Origin of the sequence: Dendronalium sp. ChiSLP03b, assembly GCF_034531165.2 — a bacterium.
GTDB classification, from domain to species: domain Bacteria; phylum Cyanobacteriota; class Cyanobacteriia; order Cyanobacteriales; family Nostocaceae; genus Dendronalium; species Dendronalium minutum.
Window position 1 is genome coordinate 1 of sequence record NZ_JAVRBR020000092.1, and the last position, 14,425, is coordinate 14,425.

Annotated in this window: 15 protein-coding genes; 5 read left to right on the forward strand and 10 right to left on the reverse strand. The window is 42.4% G+C overall.

Annotated elements, in window-relative coordinates:
- Positions 1–273: 273 nt before the first annotated feature.
- From RMY31_RS21400 to petB, 6 genes are all read right to left on the reverse strand, one after another.
- Positions 274–645, reverse strand: a complete 372-nt coding sequence (locus RMY31_RS21400; protein WP_322658758.1) for a hypothetical protein — start codon at positions 643–645, stop codon at positions 274–276.
- A gap of 94 nt (positions 646–739) precedes the next feature.
- Entirely contained in the window at positions 740–1,906 is a 1,167-nt protein-coding gene (locus tag RMY31_RS21405) for a glycosyltransferase family 4 protein (protein ID WP_322658757.1), read from the reverse strand.
- 9 nt (positions 1,907–1,915) lie between these two features.
- Complete coding sequence (locus RMY31_RS21410; protein WP_322658756.1) at positions 1,916–2,917, reverse strand: GDP-mannose 4,6-dehydratase; 1,002 nt, start codon at positions 2,915–2,917, stop codon at positions 1,916–1,918.
- A gap of 390 nt (positions 2,918–3,307) precedes the next feature.
- Entirely contained in the window at positions 3,308–3,751 is a 444-nt protein-coding gene (locus RMY31_RS21415; RefSeq protein ID WP_322658755.1) for an ATP-binding protein, read from the reverse strand.
- 357 nt (positions 3,752–4,108) lie between these two features.
- Entirely contained in the window at positions 4,109–4,591 is a 483-nt protein-coding gene (gene petD, locus RMY31_RS21420) for a cytochrome b6-f complex subunit IV (protein ID WP_096551605.1), read from the reverse strand.
- A 264-nt stretch (positions 4,592–4,855) separates the two neighbouring features.
- A complete protein-coding gene (gene petB / locus RMY31_RS21425) occupies positions 4,856–5,503 on the reverse strand; it encodes a cytochrome b6 (RefSeq protein WP_322658754.1) in 648 nt (215 codons plus the stop codon).
- Positions 5,504–5,869: 366 nt separating this feature from the next.
- On the opposite strand from petB, the gene ctpA reads away from it, so the two are divergent.
- Entirely contained in the window at positions 5,870–7,114 is a 1,245-nt protein-coding gene (ctpA, locus tag RMY31_RS21430) for a carboxyl-terminal processing protease CtpA (RefSeq protein WP_322658753.1), read from the forward strand.
- Positions 7,115–7,294: 180 nt separating this feature from the next.
- Here ctpA and RMY31_RS21435 read toward each other — a convergent pair whose 3' ends face one another.
- Complete coding sequence (locus tag RMY31_RS21435; protein WP_322658752.1) at positions 7,295–8,014, reverse strand: MBL fold metallo-hydrolase; 720 nt, start codon at positions 8,012–8,014, stop codon at positions 7,295–7,297.
- A 189-nt stretch (positions 8,015–8,203) separates the two neighbouring features.
- Here RMY31_RS21435 and RMY31_RS21440 point away from each other — a divergent pair, with 189 nt between their 5' ends.
- Positions 8,204–9,682: a site-2 protease family protein gene (locus tag RMY31_RS21440; RefSeq protein ID WP_322658751.1), complete on the forward strand. Its 1,479-nt coding sequence runs from the start codon at positions 8,204–8,206 to the stop codon at positions 9,680–9,682.
- Positions 9,683–9,779: 97 nt separating this feature from the next.
- Here RMY31_RS21440 and RMY31_RS21445 read toward each other — a convergent pair whose 3' ends face one another.
- Both RMY31_RS21445 and RMY31_RS21450 read right to left on the reverse strand, forming a co-directional pair.
- The gene (locus RMY31_RS21445; RefSeq protein ID WP_322658750.1) at positions 9,780–10,346 is read right to left on the reverse strand and encodes a phycobiliprotein lyase; all 567 of its coding nucleotides are present in this window, start codon (positions 10,344–10,346) and stop codon (positions 9,780–9,782) included.
- Between the two features lie 75 nt (positions 10,347–10,421).
- Positions 10,422–11,102: a HEAT repeat domain-containing protein gene (locus tag RMY31_RS21450; RefSeq protein WP_322658749.1), complete on the reverse strand. Its 681-nt coding sequence runs from the start codon at positions 11,100–11,102 to the stop codon at positions 10,422–10,424.
- Between the two features lie 274 nt (positions 11,103–11,376).
- On the opposite strand from RMY31_RS21450, the gene RMY31_RS21455 reads away from it, so the two are divergent.
- Positions 11,377–11,928 carry a ferritin-like domain-containing protein gene (locus tag RMY31_RS21455; protein ID WP_322658748.1) on the forward strand — a complete coding sequence of 184 codons (552 nt, stop codon included), beginning with the start codon at positions 11,377–11,379 and terminating at the stop codon, positions 11,926–11,928.
- A 982-nt stretch (positions 11,929–12,910) separates the two neighbouring features.
- Here RMY31_RS21455 and RMY31_RS21460 read toward each other — a convergent pair.
- Positions 12,911–13,150, reverse strand: a complete 240-nt coding sequence (locus RMY31_RS21460; RefSeq protein ID WP_322658747.1) for a hypothetical protein — start codon at positions 13,148–13,150, stop codon at positions 12,911–12,913.
- A gap of 775 nt (positions 13,151–13,925) precedes the next feature.
- Between RMY31_RS21460 and RMY31_RS21465 the strand changes: the two genes are divergently transcribed.
- Together RMY31_RS21465 and RMY31_RS21470 are read left to right on the forward strand one after the other, a co-directional pair.
- Entirely contained in the window at positions 13,926–14,318 is a 393-nt protein-coding gene (locus RMY31_RS21465; RefSeq protein ID WP_322658746.1) for a hypothetical protein, read from the forward strand.
- Entirely contained in the window at positions 14,299–14,424 is a 126-nt protein-coding gene (locus tag RMY31_RS21470) for a hypothetical protein (RefSeq protein WP_322658745.1), read from the forward strand. The genes RMY31_RS21465 and RMY31_RS21470 overlap by 20 nt, the downstream gene beginning before the upstream one ends.
- Position 14,425: the final 1 nt, after the last annotated feature.

Here is a 14,425-nt window from a genome sequence, read left to right on the forward strand (position 1 = left end):
ATGTCTATACTGACCCTGGTCTTGATGCCTACGAGCAAAAGTACCGAGAGCGCACGTTGAACAACTTGAAGAAAAAAGCCCAGGCTTTTGGCTTAGAACTCATCCCTATTTCCAACGCTACGGAATGTGTTTCTTAGGAGAGTTTACAAGCTTTCTTCCGTTCGGACTTGAAAATGCTCCTTCGATGAGTATCTATAATAGATAAATCTCAGTTGGCATTTTCATGCTTGGTAGTGTACGAAATTCATCTGGACTGCCTTCTTGCACCAAAAGCTAATCTTCCAGTGATTTAGCTGGTACTTCAATTGCTGTTATATCAATTGTGCCATCTGGTGTGAAGCGCTGAAAATGACCTTTTTGTACTAAAATGCGCTCTCCGCAATTAGGACATTGCAACTGACTGTTATTTAAACCTGTAAATTCATATCGGCAGACAGGACATTGATCGCTAACCAAGTTACGTTGCAGCCACCAGCGGAACCCGAAAAATGCGATCGCAGGTGCTAACAGCAGCAATGCAAAAATAATTAACAGTGAATTTACCAACCAGCCCAAGCCTAGTGATGCTAGCAACCAAAAAACTGCTAACAGAGTGAGCCAAGGGCGAAGATTCTCAAGGTTTAATTGCAAAGATTTAAGGCTCATTTTTTAAATATAGTCTTGCTCTCCCTCTAGGATAGCGAGTTTAGGGAGTAGTCAATAGTCTATGGTCAATAGTTAACAGTGAAAAATTTTTGGACTATAAACTCTTGACTAAAGACAAAAGCTGCTGTTGGAAGGCATCCATCCCAAAATTGGCGATCGCTTGCTCTCGCAACCACTGACCATCACAACGTTGGTCATCACCTTTAAGAATTTTTATACAAGCTGCTGCTACAACTTCAGGATTGCGGTGCGGCACTCGCCATCCCAGCTTACCATCCTGCAAAGGATCGGCCGAGCCATCGTCGTCACCAGACAGTACTGGCACACCACAAGCCATTGCCTCTAAATAAACAATGCCAAAACCTTCTTGAGAAGGCATGATATAGGCATCAGCAAGTTGGTAGTGTGCCATCAATTCTTCTGTAGGCACGAAACCAGCAAAAACTACGCGATCGCTCACACCTAAATCTTTTGCTAACTGAGCTAATCGCGGTTGGTCATCGCCACGGCCAATTACCAAGTATTTTACCTCTGGGAAAACTTGAGCTATTTGGGGTAGTGCCCGAATAGTCACATCCACACCTTTATAGATATCTCCCGACCAGAGTCGCGCTACGGTCATTAGCACCTTAGCATCTGTTAAATTATACTTTTTGACTAACTCTGGCAGCTTAGACCCTGGAGTGAATTTATCTCCATCAATCGCACAAGCAAGCATTTTAACTTTGTTGGGGTCTAGATTATTGGCAGCACAAGCGCGATCGCGGCTGTAGCGACTAATTGTCCAAATTCCTGCTGCTGATGCTAAAGCGCGGCGTTCTTGATGTTTGAGTGGTTTCCAAACTTCCTTACCATAAGTTAATACAGTGTACGGTATTCCCAGAGGCTGGCAAAGGGTTTGTATTAATACTGCTAAGTTGATGTGGCCGCAGAAAACATGTTGGGGGCGTTTTTGCAAGAGATACTTAAGTAGAGATCCTGCCATTTTGACCTTTCCCAACTGAGGAGACTGATTTTGAAAGTAATGAAATTTTAAACTCTCAGACTTGAAAGGATTTGAACACTCAGAACTATCTCTCAGCAAAAAGACTTCAGCCTTATAGGCTCCGCTTAACCCTAAATATGCGCGAAAAATATCCTTGACATAGGATTGAATACCACCTTCACGTGCAAAAATCTCTAGGAATACGAACACATGGTTGGCTTTTTTATTCAGATTAGCACTTGAATTTAGAGTTTCTCCCACTGTACCAATTAGCATTTATGTTTTTTATACTCCCAGAGAGGATGCATCGGCGGGTGCGGCCATACCATTTTGCAACCGCTCCATATCTGTTTTTACCATTTTCTCTAAAAGTTCCTCAAAGCTGACTTGAGGTTCCCAACCCAGATTCTTTTTAGCTTTACTTGGGTTGGCGACCAATTGAAAATGTTCGTCCGATCTGAGAAATTTAGTATTAATTACTATATATTTTTGCCAGTCCAATCCCACACACTCGAAAGCTGTAGAAACTAATTCCTTAACACTACGTAGTTTACCTGTACCAATTGCATATTCTTCTGGCTCATCAACTTGCAGCATTCGCCACATAGCTTCAACATAATCACCAGCAAAACCCCAATCTCGTTTAGCATCTAAATTGCCCATTTCTAAAGTGTCAGTGAAACCCAATTTAATGGCTGCGGCAGCTAAAGAAACTTTGCGGGTGACAAACTGAGGCGATCGTAAAGGAGATTCATGATTAAATAGAATTCCACTACAGGCAAATAGGCCATAGCGCTGTCGGTGATGCACCATTGTCCAATGGGCATGTAGCTTGGCTGCTGCGTAAGGATTTTTGGGACGAAAGGGGGTTTCCTCATCTTGAGGCGAACAGGACACATCCCCAAACATTTCAGAACTGCTGGCTTGATAAAAGCGTGTAGACAAACCAGTCTGCCGTACTGCCTCCAATAACCGAGTAGCAGTACCGGTGATTAAATCTAAAGTTCCCAAGGGGTCTTTCCAGGAATCAGGTACAAAACTGGGAGCAGCCAAATTGTAAATTTCTTGGGGGCGGAGTTGTTCAACCGCAGTCAAAAGTGCCTCACTGTCTCTTAAATCAACTGTGTAAATTTCTACTTTGGTTGCCAAATCTCCCAGTTTTGCTAAATTAGGTTGCCGATATGGCGACACTAAGCCTACAACTCGGTAACCTTGATTGAGGAGTAGATGGCTGAGATAGTAGCCATCTTGACCAGTAATTCCTGTAATTAGAGCTGTTTTAGTCATATCTTGTCTGCTATCTCCTCTATCTACGTCAGCACAAAACGACTCTTATTGAAGAACACAAAATTGCTTTGAGTAATTGAGGCTTATGGCAATGCTAGTTTTTATTCCTCAACAGCATCATTACGTCTAGTTAGGCGTGCCTCAACAAAAGTTAAGATTACCAACAATGCTGCCAAATCCTAGCAAAGGATTAACTGCAACTCGTATGCTGACTTTACTGAATTGAATATGTTTTTTTATACAAAATGATGTAGGTTTTACTGTTTAACTAACTATAATTCCGTGTAAATAAGCAAAATTAATTTTATAAAGTTTCAGCAGATTGAGGAGATTGAGCAATTTAGTCATAAGTAAGGAGTCAGAACAATCATATCTCCTGACTCCTTGTTTTTACCTTTGACCTTCTTGGGCATATTTGACAATTAGCAGACAATTCCTACCATCATCACTGCGTTCGTAAACAACACTGTCAGCTAAGCGCCGCAGGAGAAACCAGCCGTAACCCCCTACTTGCAGAGTACCTGGCTCTGGCTCTGCGATCGCATCGGGATTAAAAGGTTTCCCATGATCCCAAATTTTGATCTCCAATCGGTCTATCCACAGGCTAACTTCAATCTCTATAGTTGTTTCCGGTGGTAAAGCACGATGAGCGTGACGAACTGCATTAGTAAAACCTTCTGCTAATGCTAAGTTGAGGCGGTAAAGTTGGCTTTCTGACCAGCCAAATTGAGACAAATATTTCAGACAAAACTGCTCAAACCATTGTTGTACTTGGTTTAGAAGCTTCAGTTCGCTCTTCACCGTTAGATGGTCTTGCTGCACTATGCTAAGCATTGACCGTGTTTTGAATATAAGTAAATCCAAGTTGCTAGTTATCGAATTCTGCGCTTTTAGCAAAATTTCTCTGACAGTTGAAAAAAACTTAATTTGGCATATTTTTTGTACCAAAATACAAAACATAGTCGATTTTGGTATTCCTAGGATTATAACTAGCAACTTAATATTAAGCTAAGTGAAAAATGTTTATATTTGTTTTTTTTGGTAATTTTCGATTTTGGAGTTACTTTTTCATCCAAAACTTCAAATCCCATATACCAGTTGGACTATTAAAATTGACGCCTGTTGATTTTTTCAAAAGCACATCTGCATATACTCTTGAAACAGGCGTCAAAACTCTTTGTGGTGACTAGTTTAGAAAAGTCCCAAGGTCAAGGATTTATCTAATGGCAATGCGGCACCAATACCCAGCCACAGAGTGACGAGAGTGCCAAAGAGAAACACTGTAGTCGCAACTGGACGGCGGAAGGGGTTTTGGAACTTATTAACGTTCTCAATGAAGGGAACGAGGATCAATCCCAGAGGCACAGAGGCCATTGCTAACACTCCTAAGAGTTTGTTAGGAAGCGATCGCAAAATCTGGAATACAGGATACAAGTACCATTCTGGTAAAATTTCCAACGGTGTGGCAAAAGGATTTGCTGGTTCACCTGTCATAGCAGGATCTAGAACTGCTAGAGCCACTATACAAGCGAACGAACCCATGATTACCACTGGAAATACGTACAATAGGTCATTAGGCCAAGCTGGTTCGCCATAATAGTTGTGGCCCATGCCTTTAGCAAGTTTGGCTCTAAGTTGAGGATCGCTCAGATCGGGTTTTTTCTGTGTTGCCATTTTTAAATGCGCTCTCCTGCTTAAGTTCAGTTAAAGCATTTGTAAAGCTACCAGCTATTAGGTGACCCTAAAGAGCAGCTAGCACCGCTGTTATTTCTGCTAGGCAGCCGCCCTAGGGTATCTACAGCTTTCAGCTTAAGATACGAGTGTTTGTTTTGTTGGTAACTTAATAAGTCATTTATGACTAATTTTCCCTAAGTTTAAAACAAACGACTTAATCTTGGAACTGACTGCTGTTGCCTTTTCGCATTTGAGCTGATTAGATTACAAAGGACCGGAAATTCCTTGCTTGCGGATCATCAAGAAGTGGAATAGCATGAAGACCGCAATCAGCCAAGGTAGCACGAATGTGTGGGCGCTGTAGTAGCGAGTCAGTGTTGCTTGGCCAACACTAGAACCACCGCGTAGGAGGTCAGAAATCAAAACGCCTACTACGGGAATTGCTTCTGGTACGCCGCTGACAATTTTCACCGCCCAATAGCCAACTTGATCCCAAGGCAGGGAGTAGCCTGTTACACCAAAGGAAACAGTGATTACAGCTAGGATAACGCCACTTACCCAAGTCAATTCACGGGGCTTTTTGAAACCACCTGTGAGGTACACCCGGAAGACGTGCAGAATCATCATCAACACCATCATGCTGGCAGACCAGCGGTGGATGGAGCGAATTAACCAACCAAAGCTCACATCATTCATGATGTACTGTACAGAAGAGTAAGCTTCGGCAACTGTTGGTTTGTAGTAGAACGTCATGGCAAATCCAGTGGCGAACTGGATGAGAAAGCAAGTCAGGGTAATTCCACCCAGACAGTAAAAAATATTGACGTGGGGAGGGACGTACTTGCTGGTTACGTCTTCAGCGAGCGCCTGAATTTCCAAGCGTTCCTCAAACCAGTCGTAAACGTTGGCCATACAATCTCAAATTCCTAAAAATCGGATGCGGTCGATCAATCTCCCAATTAGCATTTTGGGATTTTCACAAACAAGAGTTGGTTCGTTTGCTTTTAAGCTTTCAAAGTGATAAAAGTTTAAAAAAACTTAACACTCTGCCAATATGGAATATATTGCGTTCTCTTTGCAACCCAATACAAAAAATGGTGGACACAAAGTAGATCTTATCGTTTGTTGAGCGCGATGCATCAGCATCAATTGCCTTAACAAGTTGATGAGAACAATGCACCACTTCTATAAAAAAAGTAACATAATCGAGAGATAGATTTCATCAACAACAAGGTAATTGGGCAGTTATAGGCAATTTGGGTTGAGGTGGACTTGAAAATGCGGTTCATGAACAAACAGATTTTCCGGTTAGGATTTTCACTACTGATGGCTTGTTGCTTGGCGCTGGGCGGGATGAGCCAACCAGCAGCAGCATTAACGCAGGAACAAAAGCTAGTTTCAGAGGTTTGGCGAATTGTTAATCGCACTTATCTGGATGGGACGTTTAATCATCAAAACTGGGCAACGGTCAGGCAAAAAGCTCTAGAAAAGCCGCTCAACGACCAAAAAGCAACTTACGGGGCAATTCAGAGGATGCTTAAAAGCCTGGATGACCCTTTTACCCGCTTTTTAGACCCAGAACAGTACCGCAGTTTGCAGGTGAATACCTCTGGAGAATTGACTGGGGTAGGTTTACAAATTGCCCTAAATCCCCAAACGGGAAGGTTGGAAGTCGTATCTCCCATCGCAGGTTCACCAGCCGATAAAGCCGGAATTAGACCGCGCGATCGCATTCTCAAAATTGAAGGGATCTCTACAGAAAATCTCACCCTCGACGAAGCAGCGGCCAGGATGCGCGGTCCTATTGGTAGTCTGATTACGCTGTCGATCGAACGAGATGGAGAGGGAGAAACAGAAGTTAGAGTAGTGCGCGATCGCATCGCTCTTAATCCTGTGGTGGCAGAATTACGTGTTTCTCCACAAGGTACGCCCATTGGTTACCTGCGCCTAACTCAGTTTAATGCCAATGCCTCTATGGAATTGGCGCACGCTATTTCTAGTCTAGAAAAAAAAGGTGCTGCTGCCTATATTCTGGATTTGCGAAATAATCCTGGTGGACTATTGCAATCAGGAATTGAAATTGCCCGTCTGTGGTTAGATTCTGGCACCATCGTTTACACCGTAAATCGGCAAGGCATTCAGGGCAGTTTTGAATCGTTCGGTCCAGCTTTGACAGACGATCCTTTAGTAATTTTGGTTAATCAAGGAACAGCCAGTGCCAGCGAGATTCTCGCAGGTGCACTACAAGATAATGGTCGTGCCCAGTTGGTAGGTGAAACCACCTTTGGTAAAGGCTTAATTCAGTCCTTGTTTGAATTGTCTGATGGTTCTGGCTTGGCAGTAACAATTGCTAAATATGAAACTCCTAAACACCGAGATATTAATAAATTAGGTATTAAGCCTGATACAGTGATTATCCAAGCAGCCCTTACCCGCGAACAGATTGCTACAGAAGCGGATCTCCAGTATCAAGCAGCAGTAGAACAGTTGAAGACTAACTCTGTAGTGGCGGGAAAGGCGTAAAAAGTTAGGAGTTAGGAGTTTGGGGTGCATCCCGATTTAGCAGATTTATTTGTAGTGCGAGCCTCTTGCTCGCTACCATCTATTACGCGAGTGAGACGCTCGCACTACATATTCTAAAATGGGATGCTCTTGGAGTTATGAGTTATTAATTTCTAACTCTTAACTATTAACTCTCAACTCTCACAGCAGCAAAGCTGGTAAATCCAGAGAGGCAAGGCGCTGGTAAGCATTATCTATGACACGTTCACCCCTGAGAAAACCAGTGTTAGCACCAGGACAAATATAGTGGAGAGTTTCTGGTGTAAAGCTTTTTAGCAGAGACTGGAGACTTTGAATCTGCCTTGGCCAATGGAATGTTTTTGCTGTCCGCAATGGCATTGGTTCGCCCTGCTGATTAGGAACTAAATGTCGTCCGGAAAACAGTACACCTCCAAAATCACTGTAGTATAGGCAAGATGAACCGGGAGAATGACCGGGTGTCCAAATTAATTTGGCTGTGGAAGTGAGCGTAAATTCTTGGGCAAAGGTGGTTACGGTTAATCCTGGTAATAAATAGGCTTCTTGCTCCTGAATCAGAACTTCGCATCCCATAGCTTGCTGAATTTCTGCTGTTTTACCAATAGCACCTCGATGGGTGAGAAATAACCAACGCACGCCCCCATGCGATCGCAAAAAATCCTGATAGGTTTGGTTTAAAGCCGGGCAATCTATGAGGATATTGCCTTCATTTCTTACAATGAAGTAAGATGTTCCTCCTAATGTGTCCCGATTGGGTGGAAAGGCAAAGATGCTGTTTAGTATGGAGTCCGATTGGAGGTTACCTTTGCTCGGAACTTCGTAAGAGAGTACAGCCCTTGGTAGCTTAGCTGTCTGACTTGGCTGTTGAGGTAGGGGGCACATGAGAAAAAACCCGAAACTGAGGAGTTATGAAAAATTTGGTTACAGAGTTGAACTTCTTAAGAATTTATACTTGAGACTTAAAAGCGCTGTTAACCGTTCGGGGAAAGGTGGGGTTTAAAGTCTGCCTTGTAGTGAGAGCTGTGGTGCTGTCACTAATGGTAGGACATTTTTTCAAAATCACTGAAGATCATGACATTTTGGTTTCTTCTCCTACTGGGATTAGCTACTTATTTAATGGTGCAGCGGAGCGTCGCTAACATCACCCGGACTCCAGTTTGGTTGTTGTGGTTGGTGTTGATGACACCAGCATTGCTATTGAGCGGGTGGACACTAATGTATGGGGCAAAACAACCTCCGCCGCCATCACTGATCGTTTGGCCCTCCATTTTCTGCCTTCTGTTATACTGGCTGTTATTTCAATTGGGGCGTAGAGCGCCAAGGGATACACAAACTGAACCCCAAGCTCCAGAATCACAATCGGCTATCAATCCTACCGCAGAACCAGTACTAGTGCGTCCCATCGAACCAACGGAAGAAACCCAGCTGCGAAATTGTTTTCCTTGGTCTGTTTACTACATTCAAAACATTGAATATAGACCCCAAGCCGTGATTTGTCGGGGTCAGTTGAGAACTACACCAAGTAGAGCTTATCAACAGATTAAAGCAAATGTTGAAAAAGAATTTGGCGATCGCTTCTTGGTGATTTTTCAAGAAGGCCTCAATGGCAAACCCTTTTTTGTACTTGTTCCTAACACTCAAGCGGTTAGAGAAGCAAATGCAGGCAAACCAGAAAAGTTAACGCGACCAGGATTAGCATTATTACTAGTATTAGCTACTTTAGTAACTACTACCCTAGTGGGAGCAAGAACCGCTGGTATTGAAATAACGCAACTACAATCTGACCCAACTGTTCTTTTGCAAGGACTGCCTTATGCTGTAGGGCTAATGACTATCTTAGGCATCCACGAACTTGGTCATTATTTGACAGCTAGGTTCTATAAAATTCGCTCGACGCTGCCTTACTTTATCCCCATGCCTTTTTTCTTGGGAACTTTTGGTGCATTTATTCAAATGCGTAGCCCCGTTCCCAACCGCAAAGCTTTATTTGACGTGAGCATTGCTGGACCAATTGCTGGTTTTATCACTACATTACCCTTGTTAATATGGGGTCTGGCTAATTCTGATGTGGTGCCTCTGACTGAAAAAACCGGACTGTTGAACCCTGATGCTCTCAATCCCAAATATTCAATCTTACTAGCGTTACTCTCGAAGTTAGCATTAGGCAGTGAGTTAACCGCAAGATCCGCTATCGATCTGCACCCAGTAGCAGTAGCTGGTTTTCTAGGACTAATCGTAACAGCTTTGAACCTTATGCCTGTAGGCCAACTCGATGGCGGTCATATTGTCCATGCCATGTTTGGACAACGAACTGCAATCGCGATCGGGCAAATTTCACGCTTGTTGCTGCTACTACTTTCTTTAGTTCAACCAGAATTTTTTGTGTGGGCGATTATTTTATTGTTCATCCCGTTAATTGATGAACCTGCTTTGAATGATGTTACTGAACTGAATAACGGACGTGACATTTTAGGGTTGATAGCAATGGCTTTGTTAGTAATGATTGTACTGCCATTACCGCAAGCGATCGCCCGCTTATTGCAAATATAGGGGAAGGAGGCAGGGACGCGGTAAGGCAGTGAAAGAACTTTCCGTGTCCCCTCATGTCCCTCATCCTTTAGTCGCCAGCCTCCTCTACCTTCTCCTACTAACTTGAAGCTGAATTAGCAGTCTCTGAAACTTTTTTGGTTGATGGAACGCCACCCATGCGAATCTCAGAAGTGAAGGAAGCAGTACTAAAGCCATCAGAGCGTTTTAATACACGTACACGCATACGTAAATTGGGGCTGGCAAACCATAAGCGCTCTTCAGAACAAATATTTTCGTACTCTGTAGTTAGGGTCAATGCGCCATCACTGCCTACCTTATAACGTCCAATGACAGAGGCTTCCTTCGTAGAACCTGTTTCTCGGAGTAATTTGCCTTCATCGGGATTATCCACATCAGGTATGGAAACTAGGACAGCAGAACCGCTATCTTTTTGTTGATTTCCTTCCATTATCCCGTTCCAGGTAACTTTGGCACTACAAGCAGCGGAACTATGAGCAATTTTGTATCGCTGACACAGCTTGATTACCTCTGGATGATCTGCTGCCAATATCTCAATAACGATGTCTGACTTACCATCTTCAAATTGCTTAAAAGCCAAATGGTGACTAGTACGATGGGAAAACCATTTACCAGCACTCAAATCAAAAAACTCTTTAATATTCATGAATGAAATTATCCTGCATTCAAATGCTAAAAATCCTACTAAATTATTTCTTAAAAAATAGCAGGAGATACTGAGCTAAGCTCGATCGCTTTTTTCCTCTAGCCTCTTGAGGGAAATCGTTGCTGCTTCAGCGACGTTGGGATGAACGTCTTTTTCCAAGTATTTCAAAGCTGATACGCTTTTGGGGGTGGGAAGATGTCCCAAAGCTTCTGCAAGACGTTGCCGCACTAACCAATCATCTGATTGAGCAAAGCGCAGGATACTATCGACAGACTCAATGTCTTCAATTTCTCCTAGCGCGGAGATTGCAGCTTGTTGCAATACTATTTCCTGGCTATCCAAAGCCTGAATGAGAATTTCGCGAGCGCGTGGATCTTTAAGGTTACCTAGGGACACAGCTGCACTAAAGCGTACTAGCCAATCAGTATCTTCATAAAATGCCCGCGCCAGCACTTCAAAAGCTCTAGCATCACCCAAATATCCTAAAGCACCAGCAGCATCAGCGCGAATGCCATAGTCTGGGTCGGTTTCTAGAATTCTCATTAAAATTGGATAACTTTCTGCTGTTGGTTTAATTCCTAAGGCAAATATTGCCATGGAGCGCAGTTGCAGAGATTCATCATCCAACACCTTTTTAATTAAAGGTACTGCATCTTCGGGGGATACATCACGCAGATTGGCAAGAGCTACCATGCGATCGCGCAAATTCGGACTTTCTAACTGAGCAGAGATTTCCTCTAAGGGTAGAGCAGCCATTTTGATTCAAAGCATCTTCTTTACTTATCTTTACTTTACCTGATTCGTTCATAAGGCTGTCACGGTGATAGCGTAAGAGTTTGGTGGCATTCCCGAACAGCACAATTATGTGTAAAAAATCACCCAATGCTATTTCATACCTGATTATGTGTTTGATTTAGCAGCCAGAATTAACACTCAACTGTTCCTCAGGTATGAAGAGAAGACTTAGGTGGCGAACGTAGGTTAAAGGTGCAATTGTCAAATACAGCTTCAAACCTTGAGGAGAATAAAAATGGTTCAACTCAGCGAACGTCCAGGCACCAAAAAAATCACAAATTTGCAAGATAAGTTTATCTACGAAGTTGGTGGGATGTACGATGCTGAACATCGCTTCTTGGAAGCGCAGCAGATGATGTGGCAGTGTTGTCAAAACAATCAGTTGAAATCCTTGATTGAAACCCATATCCGGGAAACCGAGCAGCAAATTAGAAATCTAGAGCAAGTGTTCAGCACCTTGAAACAGCAACCACAGCGGGTTAATTGCGATGCCGCCGCTGGCCTTGTCAGTGACGCTCAAAAATTAATGCTATTAGCTGCTGATAATCCTAAAATCGTGGAGTTGATAATTGCAGGAGAGCAGGGCAAGGTCGAACAATCGGAGATTACCTGTTATCGTTGCTTGATTAAGGATGCTGAGCAGATGGGACAGAATCAAGTAGTGCAACTGCTACAGCAAAACTTGCAACAAGAAGAGCAGATGGCTCAAAAGCTTGAGCAGCTTAAGTCACAGTTATTTCAAGAGGCAAAGTCAGCTGGAGGTTCAGCTACTAGTAAGTCTCGCTAATCTCTGTTTGTAAACCAAATGTTCATTTGAGATCAAACCAATAAGTAAGCCACAGTGTTACATCTGTGGCTTTTGTTTTGAAAGTTTTCATTTTCATCTGGTTTGACATCTCACTTAAAACCTTAAGACTATTGATAGATAACTATATACATAGCAAGAGAGAAAGAACACTTCGATAAACAAGGTAAGATTTGCTTGAATCCTGATAATTGCTGTGTTTTTAGGATTTCATGCAGTGGGATAACCACAATATTGTCGCAAATATTACCCCGATTTTTCAGCGGGGTTTTCTTTTAGGGGTGTGGCATACTCTGCGATCGCTCCATTTTTCTGTAGTACTAGTAGTATTTATTTGGATGCAACAAAGGTTATAACTCTACGACCTGACTCTATTTTGAAAATGGCTATAAGCATGGACACGAATAGCTTTAAAGAAGCGATATCTAGACTGTGAAGTAAAAAAATATTTTATTTCTCTAATTTACTGAACTTTTTCGTCACTATAGTAGTGTTTATTTTGACTCTAAAAGAGATTATTTTATGTAGTAAAGTATTTTTAAATTTAAACTTATAAGTATTTTTACGGTTAAATTACCTGCTGAAGCTTTGTTGAACCTACCTAACAAATAACATCTCACGGATAGTTTTGATGAATATTTCACTAAACTAAATTCCTTAAATAAGTGATGACGAACCTATCCCCAGCAGTTAGACTATAGGTCCAAAGAGATTACCGACAGGTAAAGAGCTGAAGTTGTAAGACACCAGTTTTTCATAGAAGGTTAGAGTTCAGTATTCCACTCAAATTAACCGTAGTAGTCCAACTACGGTTTTTTTGTTGCGAGACAATCCTAAAGGTGAGCGATATAATCAGCGTCGGTTGGATAATTTGAGATACAAACGCAGCTTGGCCTAAATAAATAACCCCTTCCGATTCACCAGTCGCCTGATGCCATTTTCTACCCTGCGAGAAGGCTTTCGCCTACAACGGGGAGCCACTGCGTTGGGGAGGTAGCGCAGTGGACGGGTTCCCCGACATAAAGCGACTGCCGTCGGCTTTGCCGACTTGTTCGCTCAAACGCGTTCCCGCAGGGTAGCAAGTGGCGTGGGAATCCTGCACAGAAGTGGCTTTGGAAGGAAACCCTCCGACGCGTAGCGTCTCACGCCACTTACTCCACTTGGGGAAACCAAGTACAGCAGCAGGGCTATCAAATTTTTGCATTGTGTGATGCTGTACAGGTAGCGTCTCACGCCACTTACTCCACTTGGGGAAACCCCAAGACCGCAGTGGCTCCCCTTGGGAGAAGACTCGCGCTTCGCTACGCTATGGCAACTTCTCTCCGCAGCGCTGGTTCACCATTTTAAACGCCTGAAACCCTTGCAAAAAGGTAATTACGAATCACGCACAGTGGTACTAGGGTGACTGCCTGATTTTTGTAAGTGTATAAGTAGAAAGGTGCAAATAAACATAACTATGTAACGAAAAGTAAACTTAGCTCAAACCTTCTTCCCTTCTGCCTTCTGCCCTCTGCCTTCTGCCTTGTCTCAACGATAAATATTCACACCGATCTACTTACTTGATTAATTTAAGCTGCAATCTTGGGAACAATAGACCCACAAATCATGATTGATATCTTTACTCCAGACTTGATAAACAAGCTCTGGAGTTTCTTTTTGCAAGAATGAGTTAATTTTATTAACTGGCACTATCTTGAGGTATATAAAAAACTACTATAGGACTCTTATTTTATTTTTGAAAAATCAAATTGGCTATAAGCTTGCCATACAAAGGTTTCTTTTTCAGAATACTTAGAAAAATTCAAGTAGTATTGCTGTATCTGGTCATTGTAGCTTCAAAAACGGTTTTTCTAGAGATAATTACTAATATTAGTAATTATGCTTGTATCTCATATGAAGCAATGTTTAGTAGTTGTACCGCGCCAATAATTAAGTTTATATGAATAAAAATAGTATATAGTTTTTCAGTTTTAAAGTTTATGTTTTTAAAGAGATTCAGTGGTGTAGTAGCGACAATTATCCTTTCATGTGGTAGCACAGCAATCGCCCAAACAACTAATAACAATCTTTATATTCAAGTAGGTTCTGACAGTAATGGTGAACCAATCATACTTGATTTGGCATCAATAAAAGGAACTGAGTATATCATTTTACAGAAGCATGATGACGGCATGGCACAAACAAATCTTCGTGCTTCTTGTGGTCAACATAGGTTAGTTTCAACAAGATTATCTATTTACAACTCGACTGGGAAGTTGACCCGTGACGATAAAACCAAGCGAGAAATTTCCCTCAAGCTTGGTACTCCTGAAGCTAACTCTATGGAAATTGTTTGTCGGGGAGCAGAAGTTCGTGGTGGTAAGCGTCGGTAACTTGAAAATAGCGAGTGAGGAAGAGCCAACAAAGCAAAAAGCGATCGCTCCTAGCGCCAACCGGAAAAGCGAACGCTTTGTAAACCCCCATATAGGAGACAAATAAA